Genomic DNA, 16,860 nt, shown 5'->3' with positions numbered 1-16,860 from the left:
GTCGTCGGCGGCACCGGCGAGGGCGGCGACGACGTTGTCGCCGGTGCGACGGACGGATCCGTCGTTGCTCACGAGGTGGCGGAACCAAACGGCGTCCACCCAGCCCCACCCCCGTCGGCCCCGAACAACTCGCCGAACTCCGCACGCTCAGCGAGATCGTGGACTTCGTCCTCAGCCTCGGCGGCGTCCTGAGCGACGCCCCGCGGACGCCGGCTCCCGCGACCGCTCCCAGGGCGGTCGTCAGCACCGAGGACATCGCCGCCGCGCTCCTCGGTGTCGTCTCGCAGAAGACCGGCTATCCGGCGGAGACGCTGGACCTCGCCATGGACGTGGAGGCGGACCTCGGCATCGACTCCATCAAACGCGTAGAGATCATGGGCCTCCTCCAGGAACGCTTCCCCGGCCCCACCCCCGTCGGCCCCGAACAACTCGCCGAACTCCGCACCCTGAACGAGATCGTCGGCTTCGTCCTCGAGCTGAACGCCCCGGCATCGGGCACCGCTTCACCCTCCGAGACTCCGGCATCGGGCACCGCTTCACCCTCCGAGACTCCGGACTCCGGCGCCTCCGCGGACGACGTACGGACCGCACTCCTCGGCGTCGTCTCGCAGAAGACCGGCTACCCGGCCGAGATGCTCGACCTCACCATGGACGTCGAGGCGGACCTCGGCATCGACTCCATCAAACGCGTCGAGATCATGGGCCTCCTCCAGGAACGCTTCCCCAGCCCCACCCCCGTCGGCCCCGAACAACTCGCCGAACTCCGCACCCTGAGCGACATCGTGGACTTCGTCACCGGCCTGTCCGGCGGTCCGGAGCCCGAGCCGCGGCATCGGCATGAGCCGAAGACCGAGACCGACGCCCCCGCACCCGGTGCTCTCGGCCGCGGCCAGGCCGCGCTCGTGGAGCTGCCCGTTCCGGACCGGCTCGTCGGGGCGTACCCGCAGAGCGGTGCCGTGCTCGTCGTCGACGACGGCAGCGAGGTCGCCGCGGCCACGGCGGCCCGGCTCGGGGAGGCCGGCCGGCAGGTGCGCGTGCTGCGGCTGCCCGGTGTGCCGCAGCGCGTCACGGGGGCGGAGGACACCGCCCTGACCGGCTGGGGTGCCACCGAACTGGCCGCCCGTATCGAGGAGTCGGCGGCCGGCCCGGTGCGTCTCGTGCTCGTCTTCGCCGCCGCGGACGGCCTGCCGTGGGCGGAGGGTGTGCGCAGGCTCGCGCACACGCTGCTCGTCGCCAAGCACACGGTGGCACCGCTGACCGCCGCGGCCGGGGCCGGTCACCGCGCCGCGTTCGTCACCGTCACCCGGCTCGACGGCTCCTTCGGCCACACCGGTGTCACCGAGGACGCGACGCCCGCAGGCGGCGTCGCCGGGCTGGTCAAGACTCTCGCGGTGGAGGCGCCCGCCGTCTTCTGCCGGGCGGTGGACCTGAGCCCGGCCCTGAGCGCGGCGGAGGCCGCCGGCCTGGTGCTGGAGGAGGTGTACGACGCCGCCGCGGGCCCCGTGCAGGTGGGCCGTGACGGCACGCGCCGCGTCGGTCTGACGCTCGGTGCGGAGCCGGCCGCGCCCGCCCTGCCCGGCGCCCCGCTCGGTTCCGGCGATCCTCTCGGCTCCGGCGACCTGCTCGTCGTCACCGGCGGCGGGCGCGGCATCACCGCCCGGTGCGCCGCCGCCCTCGCCGCCGCGTACCGCCCCGGCCTGCTGCTGCTCGGCCGTACCGCCCTCGGCGAGGAACCCGAGTGGGCCCGCGGGCTGACCGACGCGGCCGCACTGAAGGCCGCGGCCGTGGAGCACCTGAGGGGTTCGGGAGAGAAGCCGACCCCGAAGCGGGTCGAGCAGCTCTACCAGTCGGTGACGGGCGAACGTGAGGTCCGTGCCACCCTCGCCGGGATCCGCGCGGCGGGCAGCGAGGCCGAGTACCTGGCCGTGGACATCACCGACGCCGCCGCGACGGCCGCCGCCCTGGCACCGTACCGGGAGCGGATCACGGGTGTGGTGCACGGCGCCGGGGTCCTGGCGGACCAGCTGATCAGCGCGAAGAAGGGGGCCGAGATCGAGCGGGTGTTCTCCGTCAAGCTCGGCGGCCTGCGCTCCGTCGTGGCCGCGCTGCCGGCCGAGCAGCTACGGCACGTGGTGCTGTTCTCCTCGGTCGCCGGGTTCTTCGGCAACCGCGGGCAGTCCGACTACGCGATGGCCAACGAGGTCCTGAACGCCTGGTCCGCAGCGTTCAAGCGGCGCCACCCCGAGGCCCACGTCACGGCGCTGAACTGGGGCGCGTGGGACAGCGGCATGGTGTCGCCGCAGATCAAGGCGGTGTTCGAGGAGCGCGGCATCACCCTCATCCCTGAGGAGACCGGAACCCGGCTGTTCGCCGAGCAGTTCGCGCCCGAGCGGTCCGGTGACGTGATCACGGTCCTCGGCCCGACCACTCCTCTCTCGGCGCCGGAGCACACCGCGCCCAGGGCTCCGGTCGTCCTGGAGCGGGATCTGTCCGGCTTGGCCGGCGAGCCGCTGGTCGCCGATCACGTGATCGGTGACGCGCCGGTGCTGCCCGCCGCCGCGGCCCTCGGCTGGGCCGCGGGCGCCGTCGAGCGGCTGACCGGCGCCACGGTCGCGGAGATACGGGACTTCGTGGTCCACAAGGGCGTCGTCTTCGACGGCAGCCTCGACGGCAGCCGTTTCCATCTCTCCGTCGACCCGACGCCCGACGGTGCCGAGGCGGACGTCACGATCCGGTCGGTCTCCGGCGACGGGGCCGTACGCCCGCACTACGCCGCCCGCGTCATGCTGCGCGGCCGGGCCGGAGGGCCGCCCGAGCGCCTGGCCGGCCTGCCCGCCCTGGGCGGCGGCAGCGACGCCCAGGTCTGCTACGCCGACGGCACCCTGTTCCACGGTGCGTCGCTGCGCGGCCTGCGCCGGGTGCTGGACTCCGGCGAGGCGCGGCTCGTGATCGAGTGCACCCTGCCCGAACACCGGCCCGCCGGCGGCGCGTTCGGGAGCAGCCGGTACGCCCCCGGCACCGCCGACCTGCTGCTGCAGGCCGCGCTGGTGTGGATGCGCCGGAACCGCGACACGGCGAGCCTGCCGATGTCGGTGGGGCGGGCGGAGCTGTACGAGGCGCTGCCGGACGGCACACCGTTCGTCGTGGTGGTGGAGCCGGTGTCGGCGAACGGCACGACCGCGAGCCTCACGGTGACCGCGTGCGCCCCGGACGGACGGGTGCTGTCCCGGTTCACCGGCGTCTCCCTCGTGTCCACCCCGCAGCTGGCCGCCAAGTTCGCGGGCCGCTGAGCCGACATACGGACCGCCGGTCCCGGCGGGCGGCCGCTCCGACCGCCCGCCGGGACCGGCACCTTGGAGGAAGCAGCTGCTATGCACAAGTTCGCCATCGTCGGGATCTCCTGTCTGTTTCCGGGTGCCCGGACCCCCGAGGAGTTCCGGCAGAACCTCCTCGCCGGCACGGACAGCCGCCGCGACGGCGGTACGGAGGTCTTCGGACCGGAGCCCGACGAGCGTGACCTCGACCCCCGCCATCGCATCACCTCCCGCCGGGGCGGGTTCGTCACCGACTTCGCGTTCGACCCGACCGGTTACCGGCTGGACCCCGGCCATCTGGCCCGGCTCGACCGGATCTTCCACTGGTCGATGTACGCCGCCCGGGAGGCGCTGCGGGACTGCGGCCTGGGCGACGACCCCCGGGCCCTGGCCCGAACCGGCCTGGTCATGGGCAACTACTCGTTTCCGACGCCCGCTTCGGCCCAGGTCAGCGTCCCGCTGGCGCAGGAGGCCGTGCTCGCCGGCCTCGGCCGGGTGCTCGACGGGCTGCCGGGTGCGCGTCCGCTGGTCGACCGGGACGCGCTGGTGCCGGAGAACCTGCGGGTGAGCGGCTCGCCGGCGGCCGTCACCGCGGCCGCCCTGGGGCTCGGCGGCCCCCGCTACTGCCTGGACGCCGCCTGCTCGTCGGCGCTCTACGCGCTCAGCCTGGCCTGCGGCCATCTCGCGGCGGGCGAGGCGGACCTGGTGCTGGCCGGTGGCGTCTGCGCGCCCGACCCCACGCTGATCCATCTGTCGTTCTCCGATCTGCACGCCTACGCGGAGAACGGGTTCAGCCAGCCCTTCGACAACCGCTCGGGCGGGATCGTCACCGGTCAGGGCGCCGGCATGGTCGCGGTCAAGCGGCTGGCGGACGCGCTGCGCGACGGCGACCGCATCCACGCCGTCGTGGACGGCATCGGCCTGTCCAACGACGGCGCGGGACGGCATCCGCTGGTACCGCGCAAGTCCGGCCAGCTGGACGCCCTGACACGCGCCTACGCGAGCGCGGGCGTCGACCCCGCCGAGATCGACTACCTGGAGTGCCACGCCACCGGCACACCGATCGGGGACGCCACCGAGGCCCAGTCCGTCGCCGAGTTCTTCGGCGCGCACGGCCGGGTGCCGCTGCTGGGCTCGGTCAAGGGCAACATCGGGCATCTGCTGACCGTCGGCGGGCTGAGCAGCCTGCTCAAGGTCGTCCTGGCCATGCGGGACGGCACGATTCCGGCGACCATCGGGGTCGAGCAGCCGGTCACGTCCCCGGACGGCGGGGTCGGTGCGCAGAACCTGGTGCGCGCCGGCCGGGCCTGGCCGGAGGGGGCGGGACCGCGCCGGGTGGCCGTGTCCGCGTTCGGGTTCGGCGGCACCAACGCGCACGTCGTGCTGTCGGCGGCGCCCGATGCGACCGCTGCACAGACTCCCCCGGCCCCTGCCACGCTGCCCGCCCTGGACGTCGTGGGCCTCGGCGCGCACTTCGGGTCGCTGGAGTCCGTGGACGCCTTCGAGCGTGCCGTGCACCGGGGCGAGCACGACCTGCGGCCGCTGCCCGAGCACCGCTGGCGGGGTCTGGACCGTACCGAGGGCGGGACCCTGGAGCAGGCGGGCCTCACCGGAGACGCGCTGCGCGGGGCCTTCGTGGACGGCGTCGAGGTCGACCCGGCCGGGCTGCGGGTGCCGCCGTCGGACCTGCGTATCTACAACCCCCAGCACGCGGTGCTGACGAAGGTCGCCGACGAGGCGCTGCGCGATGCCGGGTACCGGCTCGGCAGCGGGGCGCGCGACACCCCGGACCCGCGCCGGGTCGCCGTGGTGGTGGTGACCGAGATCGAGCCGTACACACACGCCCGGCTGACCCGGTACGGCCTCGGGGCATTCCTGCGCCGCGAGTTGGACCGGGCGGGTGTCCGGCTGACCGAGGAGCAGCGGGCCGCGATCACCGAGCCGGCCCGGGACGCCGTGGTGGACCCCATCGGTGCGAACGAGGTCCTCAGTTACATCGGCAATGTGATGGCCGGTCGGGTCTCGTCCCGCTGGAACCTCACCGGGCCGTCGTTCACCGTGTCCGGCGACGGCGCCGGCATGGCCGAGGCACTCCAGGTCGCGCGGCTGCTGCTGCTCGACCCGGACCTGGAGGCGGTGCTGGTCGGCGCGGTCGACCTGGCGGGCTCGGCGGAACTCCTGCTGACACGGCCGGAGCCGGCCGGCGGACCGGGCCTCTCCTTCGACGAGGGCGGCCGGGGACGGCGGGTCGGCGAGGGCGCCGGAGCCCTGGTCGTCACCCGCGCGGACACGGCGCGGGGCCGGGTGCACGCCCGTATCGACGGGCTGGCCGTACGGTACGCGCCGGCGGCCGGCTCGATGCCCGGCGCCGTTGCCGCACCGCTCACCGAGGCCGCGGAGGCGGCCCTGGCCGAAGCCGGCCTGACAGCCGGTGAAGTGGGCTACCTGGAGGCCCACGCGGGCGGCACCGCCGAGGAGGACCGGACCGAGATCGAGGCGCTGGCGCGGGTGTACCGCGCGGGCGCCGGCAGCACCGCCCTGGGCAGTGCCAAGGCACAGATCGGCGACACCGGGTGCGCGGCCGGCGTGGCCGGGCTGATCCGGGCCGTGCTGTGCCTGCGGCAGGCGTATCTGCCCGGCACCCGGGGCTGGCGCCGCCCCGGGGACGACCTCGCGGAGGCCTTCGCCGCCTCGGCGTTCCACGTCCCGGACGCCGCACGCCCGTGGCTGCGCGAGCGGGCGGACAGCCCCCGCCACGCGGCCGTGAACATCCGGGGCGTCTCGGGCTCGCACGCTCACGTGGTGCTCTCCTCCGTGCCCGGCGCCGAGCGTCCGCGTCCGCGGGCCGACTGGTCGCGGGCGGGCGGGCCGGTGCTGCTGCCCGTCGCCGCGGACACGCTCGACGCGCTCCTCGACGAGGCCGGCCGGTACCGTGCGCTGCTGGCGGACGGCGCCGATCCGCGGGCCCTGGCGAGGGACGCCGCGCGCGGGCTCGACGGGCGCGGGCACGGGCTCGGCGGGCGGCGGCTGCGGATCGTCCTCGTCGGCCAGGACCGCGAAAGCCTGCTGCGGCAGCTGGAGGCGGCGGTCCGGGACGTGCCCGGTGCGCACGCCGAGGGCAGGGAGTGGGCCACTCCGGCCGGCTCCTTCTTCACCCCCCGGCCGATCGGTCCCGAGGGACGGGTCGCGCTCGTCTACCCCGGCGCCTTCAACAGCTATCCGGGGCTCGGCGCCGACCTCTTCCGGGCCTTCCCGTCCCTGCTCGACCGCTTCGAGCGCCAGGCCGCCGAACCGGCCCGGATGCTGCGGGCCGCCCAGTTGTACCCGCGCACCGTCGAGGCCCTCGACCGGCGCGGCCTGATGCGGCTGGAGGAGACCCTCGGCGACGACGTCCCGTTCATGCTCGCCACCGGCACGAGTTTCTCGATCCTCTACACCGCCCTCGTGCGCGAGGTGCTGGGCATCACCGCGCACGGCGGATTCGGCTACAGCCTGGGCGAGTCCAGCATGCTGTTCGCGACCGGCGGATGGGACCCTGCAGGCCGCAGCGACGCGCTGATCAGCGACAGCCCGATCTTCCGGGACCGGCTGTGCGGACCGCGCCGTACCGTACGGGACTTGTGGGCGCTGCCCGAGGAGACCCCTGACGGGGACGTGTGGGCGTCCCACGTACTGCTGACGTCCGCCGAACCGGTCCGCGAAGCTCTCGCTCGCTACGACCGGGTCCACCTCACCCATGTGAACACCCCGCGCGAGCTGGTGATCGCCGGTGATCCGGCGCAGTGCCGCGCGCTGATCGAGGAGTTGGGCTGCCCGGCCGCCCGCTCCCCCGTCAACGTGGTCATGCACTGCCCGGTCGTGGACGGCGAACTCGACGGGCTCGCCCGGATGAACGACTACCCCATGGGGTCCTTCGGGGACCTGGAACTGTTCAGCGCCTACGACTACCAGCCGCTCCCGGCCGAGCTGCTGGCCGAGTCCCCGCGGCGCATCGCCCACACCCTGCGCTCGACGATCGACTTCCCGCGGCTGGTGCACACGGCCTACGAGCGCGGCTACCGCTACTTCATCGAGGTGGGTCCGGGTGCCACCTGCTCCCGCTGGATCCGGGACACGCTCGGCGACACCCCGCACATGGCCGCCTGCGTGGACCGCCGGGGCGTTCCGGCGACCACCCCGCTGGCCCACCTGGCGGCCCGCCTCGTCGGCCACGGCCTCCCGGTGGACCTCACGGCCCTCCAGGAGCAGGCCCCGGCCCCGTCCGAACGCCCCGTCCGTCGTCTGCCCCCGGTCCGCGTGGGCCGCGGCGAACCCATCCCGGACCGCATAGCCCGCGAGGCCGCCAAGGCCCTGACCACCGCCTCCCTCACCCCGGCCGCTTCGGCCCAGGTACCTGCCGGACCAGTCACCCCAGGTCCGGCCGGCACGACACCTGCGGCCCTCCTTGCTCCCGCCCACACGTCAGCCGAAAAGACCGCAGGCCGACCGGCCACCACCCACCCGACCGCTCAACCACCCGGCCCCCTCCCCCCACCCGCCCACACCTCGCCCCGAACGACCACATCCCTCCCCGCCCGTGCCCACCCTCCGGGTGAAGCACCTCCACCCCTCCCCACGGCTCCCGACCCGGCCGGTGCAGGTGCCACACCGACCCGCCCGCCGGACGAGGGGCCTGCACACCTCCAGCCCGCCGCCCTCACTGCCCGCCCCGCTCGGCACCCTCGGTCCGCCGACGGAGACCGCATCGCCCGTGCCACGGCCGCGGCCTTGCCCGCCGGGGTCCCCGCCCCCGCCGTACCCGTCCTTTCCGTCCCGCCGGAGGAGCCCGCCGCCATGCCTGCCGACCCGACGCTGGAGATCTCCGAGGTGATCACCTTCGACGGGGATCCGATCACGGCCCTGCCCTGGGGTGCCCCGCAGCCTCCCTCGGTCGTCGCCCCGCCCGAGTCCTCCCCGCCCCCGCCCGCCCCGCCGTCGTACCCCCAGGCACCCTCCGGCCAGGGCCGGCGACCCGCCGCCGAGCTGATCCACGACCTGCGCCGGGAGATGCTCGCCGCCCACGGCGTGGTGATGGAGACCCACCGGGTGCTCCAGGCGGCGACCCTGGACCGTGCCGAGGCCCTGCTCGACGCGACGGCGCCCACCACGGCATCTCCGCAGCCCGCTCCCCTGCCCCTGCCGCCCGCCACCGCGACCACACCCCCGGCCCTGCCTGCCGCCGAGCCCCCGGCCCCGGCCCGTGAAGGCGTGATCTGGGACGAGGCCGACCTGCTCGAGTTCGCGACCGGCTCCGTGGCCAGGGTCTTCGGGTCCGGGTTCGCCGAGATCGACACCTTCCGCACCCGTGTACGGCTGCCCGCACCGCCGTACCACTTCGTCACCCGGGTCACCGAGCTGGACGCCGAGCCCGGGGTGCTGAAGCCCGCCCGGATCACCACGGAGTACGACGTGCCCGAGGACGCCTGGTACGCCGTCGACGGCGGAGTGCCGCCGGCGGTGGCCGTGGAGTCCGGACAGTGCGACCTGCTGCTGGTCAGCTATCTCGGGATCGACTTCCGCAACAAGGGCGAGCGGGTCTACCGGCTGCTCGACAGCTCGCTGATCTTCAAGGGCGGGCTGCCCACGACCGGGCAGACGCTGCGCTACGAGATCTCCATCGACCGGTTCGTCCACCAGGGCGACACCACGATCTTCTTCTTCAGCTACGACTGCTTCGCGGACGGCGAGCTGATCCTCCAACTCCGTGACGCCTGCGCCGGGTTCTTCAGCAAGCAGGAGCTGGAGACCCCGCTCGGCATCGTCCTCACCGACAAGGACCGGGCCCGGAGGGCCGCGCTTCCCAAGGGCACGTTCAAGCCGCTGGCCCACGCCCGCAAGCATCAACTGGACGCCCACGACCTGGAGTTGCTCGCCGAGGGCCGCCCCGGGGAGGTCTTCGGACCCGACCACGGCCAGGACCCGGGTCTCAACCCGGCGCTGCGCCTGCCGGACGAGCGGCTGCGCATGGTCGACGAGGTCACCGTCGACCGCAAGGGCGGGCCCTGCGAGCTGGGCCTGATCACCGCCGTCAAGCGCCTCGAGCCGGACGCCTGGTACTTCACCTGCCACTTCCCGGACGACCCGGTGCTCGCCGGCTCCCTGATCGCCGAGGGAGCAGTACAGCTGCTGCAGATCTACCTGATGCACCAGGGCCTGCACCTCACACTCCCCGACGCCCGCTTCCAGACGGTGACCGAGCGACGGATCGACGTCCAGGTGCGCGGCCAGGTCACCCCGAAGGACACCGAGATCCGCTACGAGGTGGAGGTCACCGAGCTGACCCTGCTGCCCCGGCCCACGGTGATCGCGGACGTCCTGGTGTACCTCGGGGACAAGCCGGTGGTCCGGATGCAGAACCTCGGCCTGCAGATCGTGGAGAAGCCCGGGACGCCGTACCGGCCGGAGACCGGCGGTGTGCCCGAGTTCCTCGGCCGGCGCAACCGCAGCGGCGAGCCGGCGATGATCAACGAACTGCATCTGGCTCACTCCGCGAAGGGTCTGCTGGACATGGCGATGGGTCCGGAGTTCGAGATCTACCGCACGAGCCGCGCGCCCTACATCCCCAACGGCGACTTCCAGTTCGTCGACCGGGTCATGTCACTGACCGGCACCCGGGGCGACCTGAGCCCCGGTTCCGAGATGGTCACCGAGTACGACTCGCCGGACGACGCCTGGTACTACGCGGAGAACTCCTCGCCGTACATGCCGAACTGCGTGTACATGGAGTCCTCGCTGCAGGCCGCCATCTTCCTCGGCTACTACCTGGGCGCCACCCTCCGGCAGCCCGAGGAGGAGTACGCCATCCGCAACCTCGACGGCCGCGCGACCCTGGTGAAGGACATCGACCTGCGCGGCAAGACCGTGCGGCACCACTCGAAGCTGCTGATGACGAGTGTCGTCTCCGGTGCGGTGCTGCAGAACTTCTCGTACGAACTCAGCGCGGACGGCGAGGTGTTCTACACCGGCGAGTCGTTGTTCGGCTACTTCAACGCGGCCGCCCTGTCGAACCAGGTCGGCCTCGACAGCGGCACCTACGTCAAGCCGTGGATCGAGGCGGAGAACCCGGCGGCCGACCGGGTCCGGCGCATCGAGCTGGACGGTGGCCGAGCGCCCGCCTTCCGGGACGCCTCCGGAGGCGAACTGCATCTGCCCGGCGGCCGGTTCGACCTGGTGGACCGGGTCGACCTGGTCGCGGACGGCGGCCGGTTCGGCACCGGCTATGTGCACGGCTTCCGCAGCATCCGGCCCGACGAGTGGTACTTCGACCGCCACTTCCACCGCGACCCGGTGATGCCCGGCTCGCTGGGCGTCGAGGCGGTGCTTCAGGCCATGCGCCTGTTCGTGCTGGAGCAGAACCTCGCCGAGGGCATGCCCCGGCCCCGGTTCGCCCTGGCCACCGGCGTGGAGATGTCCTGGAAGTACCGGGGCCAGATCCTGCGCGACGACCGCGAGCTGTTCTTCGACGTGCACATCAAGGAGGTCCGCCGGGAGGCGGACCGGTTGCTGCTGATCGCCGACGCGGACCTGTGGAAGCCGGGCCTGCGGATCTACGAACTCACCGATGTGGCCATCGAAGTCCGCCCCGACGCCGGCTGACGTCCGGCACAGCCGAGGAGCACTGTTGTCCATGAGCACCCCCCAGGCCCCCCTCCGCTGGTACGGGGACGGGTACCCGAGCGTGGACCCGGCCGGGATCAACCAGGTCCTGAGCCGGGTGGAAGAGCCCTGCTTCATCGTGTCCACGGCGCAGGGCGCCGGCGCGGTCTGCGGCGGCACGGCCGCCGCCGGCGGGAACGGGCCGGGTGTCCTGGCCGCCGCCCCGGCCCTGCCCCCGCAGCGGCTCGGCTCCGCCGGTTTCCGCGCCGCGCACGGTGTGCGGCAGTCGTACATGGCCGGCGCGATGGCGGGCGGCATCGCCTCCGCGGACCTGGTGATCGCGCTGGCCCGGCAGGGCTTCCTCGCCTCGTTCGGCGCGGCGGGCCTGCTACCCGAGAGCATCGGGAAGGCGCTGGCCCGGTTCGCCGCCGAGATCCCCGGTCTGCCGTACGCCGTCAACCTGATCCACAGCCCCAGCGAGGACCGGCTGGAGCGCGAGGCGGTCGAGCTGTTCCTGCGCAGGGGTGTGCGCTGCATGGAGGCCTCGGCCTTCATGGGGCTGACCCCGCATCTGGTCCGCTACCGGCTGGCCGGACTGCGGCAGGACCCGTCGGGGCAGGTGATGGCCGGGAACCGGGTCATCGCCAAGGTGTCCCGGGCCGAGACCGCCGAGCGGTTCATGCGCCCCGCCCCGGCCACTCTGGTGGACACCCTGCTGAGGGACGGTCTGGTCACCGCCGAGCAGGCGCGGCTCGCGCATCTGTTGCCGCTCGCCGACGACATCACCGTGGAGGCGGACTCCGGCGGGCACACCGACCGCCGCCCGCTGCCCGCGCTGTTCCCGGTCATCCTGCGGGTGCGCGACCAGATCCAGCGCGAGCACCGCTACGCCACCCCGATCCGGGTCGGCGCGGCCGGCGGACTCGGCACCCCGACGGCCGTGGCCGCCGCGTTCGCCATGGGCGCCGCCTACGTGGTGACGGGTTCGGTCAACCAGTCCTGTCTGGAGTCCGGCACCTCACCGGCCGCCCGCGAGCTGCTCGCGCAGGCGGACGTCACGGACTGTGCGATGGCTCCGGCGGCCGACATGTTCGAGATGGGTGTGGAGCTGCAGGTCCTGCGCCGGGGCTCGATGTTCGCGATGCGCGCCCAGCAGCTCTACCGGCTCTACCAGACGTACGAGGGCATCGAGGCGCTGCCCGCCGAGGAGCGGGCGCGGCTGGAGTCGCAGGTCTTCCGGCGGCCGCTGGAGGACGTGTGGCAGGAGTGCGTCCGGTACTTCACCCGGCGCGATCCCGACCAGCTGGCCCGGGCGGCCGACAGCCCCAAGCGCCGGATGGCGCTGGTGTTCCGCTGGTACCTGGGCATGGCCTCGCGCTGGGCGGTGACCGGTGAGGCCGACCGGACCGCCGACTACCAGATCTGGTGCGGCCCGGCGATGGGCAGCTTCAACGCCTGGGTGTCCGGCAGCTATCTGAAGACCCCCGAGAACAGGACGGTGGCCGATGTCGCCCACCACCTGATGCGCGGGGCGGCTTTCCACACCCGGATCGCCCAGCTGGCCACGGCGGGCGTGACGCTCCCGTCGGCGGCGGCGGACTACCGACCGGTCCCGCTGGAGCTGCCCGCCCTGACGGAGGCCGTGTGATGGGCGCGCTGACAGCCGAGATGGTGGAGGAACTACTCGGTGATCCCGAGGATCCGGGCAATCCGTACGGGTTCGCCGCGGCCGTCGCCCGGGACGAGGCGGACGCCCACCCGGACGAGCTGTGCGACCGGCTGGTCTCGGCGGGCTTCCATCTCAACTACCTGCCGAAGGAGTGGGGCGGCGCGTTCGAGTCCTTCGACCGCAGCCTGACGCTGGTGCGTGCGGCGGCCCGGCGGGACGTGAACGTGATGCCGGGGACCATGTTCGGCATCATCGCGGCCACCTGTCTGCAGCTGCACGGGGACGAGGACCAGCGGAGTCTGACGGCGGACGTCCTCACCCGGGGCGGCACGGTGGCGTTCGCGCTGACCGAGGCCGAGCACGGCAGCGACCTGCTGTCCGGCGAGGTGCGGCTGGACGACGACGGGCGGCTGCACGGCGAGAAGTGGATGGTCGGCAACGGCCTGAGCTGCGAGGCCGTGTACGTGGTGGCCCGTACCGGCGCCCGCGGTCCGGGCGCGTTCTCCGCCTATCTGCTGGACGCGGACTGGGCCGAGCGCCACGGTCTGGTCCGGGAGCCGGCCGCCCGTACCGGCGGCATGCGGGGCGTGGACACCGCGCGGCTGCGCTTCGCCGGGCTTCCGGTTCCCGGGCACGCCCTGGTGGGCAAGGTCGGCGAGGGTCTGGAGGTGGCCGTCCTCGCCCAGCAGGCGGTCCGGCTGATGAGCATGGCGGGCAGCCTCGGCTGCGCGGACACCGCGCTGCGCCTGACTCTCGGCTTCGCCGCCGAGCGCCGGGTCGCCCGTGTGCCCCTGCTCGACGTGCACCATCCGCGCCGGGACCTGGCCGTGGCCTCGGCGGCTCTGCTCGCGGCCGACGCGGTGGCGGTGGCGGCCGCGCGGGGCGTGCATGTCGTCCCGGAGGTGTTCAGCGTCTGGGCGCTCGCCGCCAAGCACGTGGTCGCGGAGGCCACGGACGACCTGGTCCGGCGCTGCGGGGCCGTGCTCGCCACCCGCGCGGTGCTGCGCGAACAGGCGCCCGGTGCGGGCATGTTCCAGAAGATCCAGCGGGACACGGCCGTGGTCCGGGTGATCGACGCGAGCCCGCTGGCGAACCTGCGGGCCTACGCGGCCCAGATCCCGGCACTGGTCACCCGTGAGGAGGCGCCCGTCGCGGACACCGTGCACCGGATCTTCGCGCTGGACGCCGGACTGCCGTCGTACGACCCCACGCGCCTTGACCTAGTCGCCCGAGGCACGGATCCCGTCCTCGGCGCCCTGCCGGGGATCGTCGCCGGCGCCCTGGAGCGCCTGGGCGACGACCCGGCCGCCGCCCTGGTGCGCCGGCTCGGCGGCGCCGCGACCGGACTCGGCCCGCGCGCGGCCGCCGCACGGCAGCGGGACGCCGACCCCAACGCGCTGGTGGACCTCGCCGAGCGGTACGCGTGGGTGCACGCGGCCGCCGCCTGTCTGCACCTGTGGTGGCACAACCGCGACCGGCCGCTGTACGGCGCCGAACCGGGTGCCACCGGCTGGCTGCGGGCGACGCTCGCCTATCTGCTGGCCCGCGCCGAGGGCGTGGACCCGCGCCGCCACGGCCCCGACCTGCTGCCCGCCCTCGACACCACGCGGGCGCTCGTCCGGTCCGGGCGGCTGATGACCGCCGTGCCGGTGCGTCTCGCTTCCGCCTCTCACCCGATGGAGGACTCCTCATGTCCCAGGCCGAGTTGACCGAACTGGCCGAGCGGCTCGAGCAGTACCTCGGCGATCCGCACGACCCGGAGAGCCGGATGTCGTTCGCCGAGGTGCTCGACCACGACGAGCGCGACGCCTTCCCGTACGGGTTCGTCGGCCTGCTGCGCCGCTGGGGGTTCCTGGACCACGGTCTGCCCGCCGAGCAGGGCGGCAAGGCCGGCAACCCGGAGACCGGGTTCACGCTGATGCGGCTGGTGGCGCGGCGCGACGGGGCGACCGCCATCGCGCTCGGGCTGACCAACGCCGCGTTCACCCCGCTGTGGATCGCGGGCACCGACGAGCAGAAGCGGCGGCAGATCGACGCCGTCCACCAGGGGGTCGGGCTCGCGTGGGGGCTGTCCGAGGCCGCGCACGGCAGCGATCTGCTCAGCAACGAGGTCGTCGCGGAGCGGGTGGCGGGCGGCTACCGGCTCGCCGGTGAGAAGTGGCCGATCGGCAACGCCACCTTCGCCGACCGGATGGTCGTCTTCGCGCGCACCGGGCCGCGCCAGGGCGCCGGGGACTACTCGATCCTCGTGGTCGACAAGTGGCGGGCCGAGGCCGAGACGGTCCGCGAGACGCCCCTGCTGAAGCTGCACGGCGTACGGGCCCTGGACCTGAGCGGGCTGCGGTTCGACGGCGTCTTCGTGCCGGAGTCCGACCTGGTCGGCGCCGAGGGCCAGGGCCTGGAGATCGCCCTGAAGACCAGCCAGACCGCACGCCTGGTCATCCTCAGCCTGGCCCTGTCGGGCGTGGACACGTCGCTGCGCACGGCCCTGGAGTTCGCCCAGGACCGGATCCTGTTCAACCGTCCCGTCGTCGAAGTGCCGTACACCGCCCGCCAGTTGACGGAGTCCCTCGCCGATCTGATGGTGGCGGACGCGGTGTGCCTCGGCGCCGTCCGCAGCGTCCAGGCCTCGACCGGACAGGTGAGCGTCTTCTCCTCCGCGGCCAAGTACCTGGTGCCGACGCTGCTGGAGGAGACCCTGGCACGGCTGAACGTCGTGCTGGGCGCCCGGGTGTTCCTGCGCACCCATCCGCGCTTCGGCATGCACCAGAAGATGCTGCGCGACATCCTGGTGACCAACATGGCCGACGGGAACACCGTCGTGAACCTGCGCAACATCGGCCACCAGCTTGCCGCGCTGCTGGAGAAGGGCCGTACCGCCGACGCCGAGGTGCGCACCGAGGCGGTCGCACGGGCAGCCGTGCTCTACCGCATGGACGCCGAACTGCCCATCTACCGGCCCGCGTCGCAGGAACTGTCCAACCGGGGCCTGGACGACGCGGTCCTGGCCGCGCCGGACTCCCTGATCCGGCTGCGGGTGCTCGCCGACCGGGCCGCGGACAAGGATCGCGACCGGCTGCTGTCGGCCGCCGACCTGGCGGCCGAACTGCTCGGTCGGCTGCTCCCGTTGGAGGAGCGCGCCGAGCGGCTGCGCGCCGAATCGGGCCGCGGCTACGCACACTCGGCGGAACTGTTCGACCTGGCCAAGGAGTACTGCCTGGTGCACGCGGCCGCCGCGTGCGTGCACACCTACGTCCACTCGCACGACCTGATGGCCGAGCCGCTGCCGAGCCCCTCGTTGCTGTTGCTCCAACTGGAGCGGATCAACCGGCAGTTCCACCCGTACGAGGCCTACCGTGACCCCACCGCCGTGGACGAGGCCCTGGCCGTGCTGACCCGCCTGCACGACGAGAACCGGCTGCTGTCGCACTGGCCGATCACGCTGGCCGAGCGGACCGCGCCCGCGGAGGGGGCCCGGTGCGCGGAAGCCCGCTGACGCGCACCGGGCCGGACCCGGGGGTGGCCGACCTGTGGACGCTGCCCGAGTACCGGGTGCCGGAGCTGGCCGCGCGGATGGGCGGCCCGGACCTGCTGGCCCCGGACGAGCGCGCCCGGCACGACCGGCTGCTGCGGACCGGCTCCCGGCGCCGCTTCCTGGGCGGGCGGCTGCTCGCCCGGCTGGCCCTGGGCGCCCGCACGGGGCTGCCGCCGGACACCTGGCGGTTCGTCCGGGACGGGAACGGGCGCCCGGAGCCGGTCCCGGACACCGCAGGGCTGCGCTTCAACCTGTCCCACACGGACGGTCTGATCGTCTGTGTGCTCACCCGGGGGCGCGGCTGCGGTGCGGACGTGGAGCGCATCCCGTTCGACGCGGAGAAGACGCGTCTGCTGAACGCCTTCCTCGGTGCGGCGGACCCGGACCTCGCCACGTGCGAGCGGTGGGTGTTGGCCGAGGCCTATCTGAAGGGGGTGGGCGTCGGTCTCGCGGGGGGCCTGAGGGACCTCCGCTTCCGGCACCGGGGCGGCGGCCGGTTCACCGTCGTCGACGCGCGCCGGCCGGACCTGGCTCGCCGCTGGCGGCTCGACCTGCTGCGCCCCTCCGAGCACCACCTCGTGGCGGTGGCGACCGAGGGCGGCGGCACGGTGCGTCTCCGCGAGCCCTCCTGGGGCCGGTCCGTACCGGCCGCCGGCCCCGCCCGCACGCCTGTCACCTCTCTTCCCGACCCTCTGCAACCGTAAGGA

General features: G+C 73.9%; 6 protein-coding genes. All 6 read left to right on the top strand.

Annotated features, from left to right (window positions below; genetic code table 11):
- The first annotated feature begins 158 nt into the window (after positions 1-158).
- The 6 genes from ABZ471_RS19185 to ABZ471_RS19160 all read left to right on the top strand — a co-directional run bounded on the left by ABZ471_RS19185 (position 159) and on the right by ABZ471_RS19160 (position 16,857).
- Positions 159-3,290 (top strand): SDR family NAD(P)-dependent oxidoreductase, encoded by a 3,132-nt coding sequence (locus ABZ471_RS19185; RefSeq protein WP_359067946.1) that lies wholly within the window; start codon positions 159-161, stop codon positions 3,288-3,290.
- Positions 3,291-3,371: 81 nt separating this feature from the next.
- A complete protein-coding gene (locus ABZ471_RS19180; protein ID WP_359067945.1) occupies positions 3,372-10,949 on the top strand; it encodes a beta-ketoacyl synthase N-terminal-like domain-containing protein in 7,578 nt (2,525 codons plus the stop codon).
- A 31-nt stretch (positions 10,950-10,980) separates the two neighbouring features.
- Entirely contained in the window at positions 10,981-12,597 is a 1,617-nt protein-coding gene (locus tag ABZ471_RS19175) for a PfaD family polyunsaturated fatty acid/polyketide biosynthesis protein (RefSeq protein ID WP_359067944.1), read from the top strand.
- Positions 12,597-14,327 carry an acyl-CoA dehydrogenase family protein gene (locus ABZ471_RS19170; RefSeq protein WP_359067943.1) on the top strand — a complete coding sequence of 577 codons (1,731 nt, stop codon included), beginning with the start codon at positions 12,597-12,599 and terminating at the stop codon, positions 14,325-14,327. Before ABZ471_RS19175 ends, ABZ471_RS19170 begins: the two co-directional genes overlap by 1 nt.
- Entirely contained in the window at positions 14,309-16,114 is a 1,806-nt protein-coding gene (locus ABZ471_RS19165; protein ID WP_359067942.1) for an acyl-CoA dehydrogenase family protein, read from the top strand. Before ABZ471_RS19170 ends, ABZ471_RS19165 begins: the two co-directional genes overlap by 19 nt.
- Positions 16,096-16,857 (top strand): 4-phosphopantetheinyl transferase, encoded by a 762-nt coding sequence (locus ABZ471_RS19160; RefSeq protein WP_359067941.1) that lies wholly within the window; start codon positions 16,096-16,098, stop codon positions 16,855-16,857. Before ABZ471_RS19165 ends, ABZ471_RS19160 begins: the two co-directional genes overlap by 19 nt.
- Positions 16,858-16,860 lie beyond the last annotated feature (3 nt).

This window comes from Streptomyces sp. NPDC005728, from assembly GCF_040630895.1.
In the GTDB taxonomy this organism is placed as follows: domain Bacteria; phylum Actinomycetota; class Actinomycetes; order Streptomycetales; family Streptomycetaceae; genus Streptomyces.
This window is presented reverse-complemented; position numbering and strand designations above follow the sequence as displayed.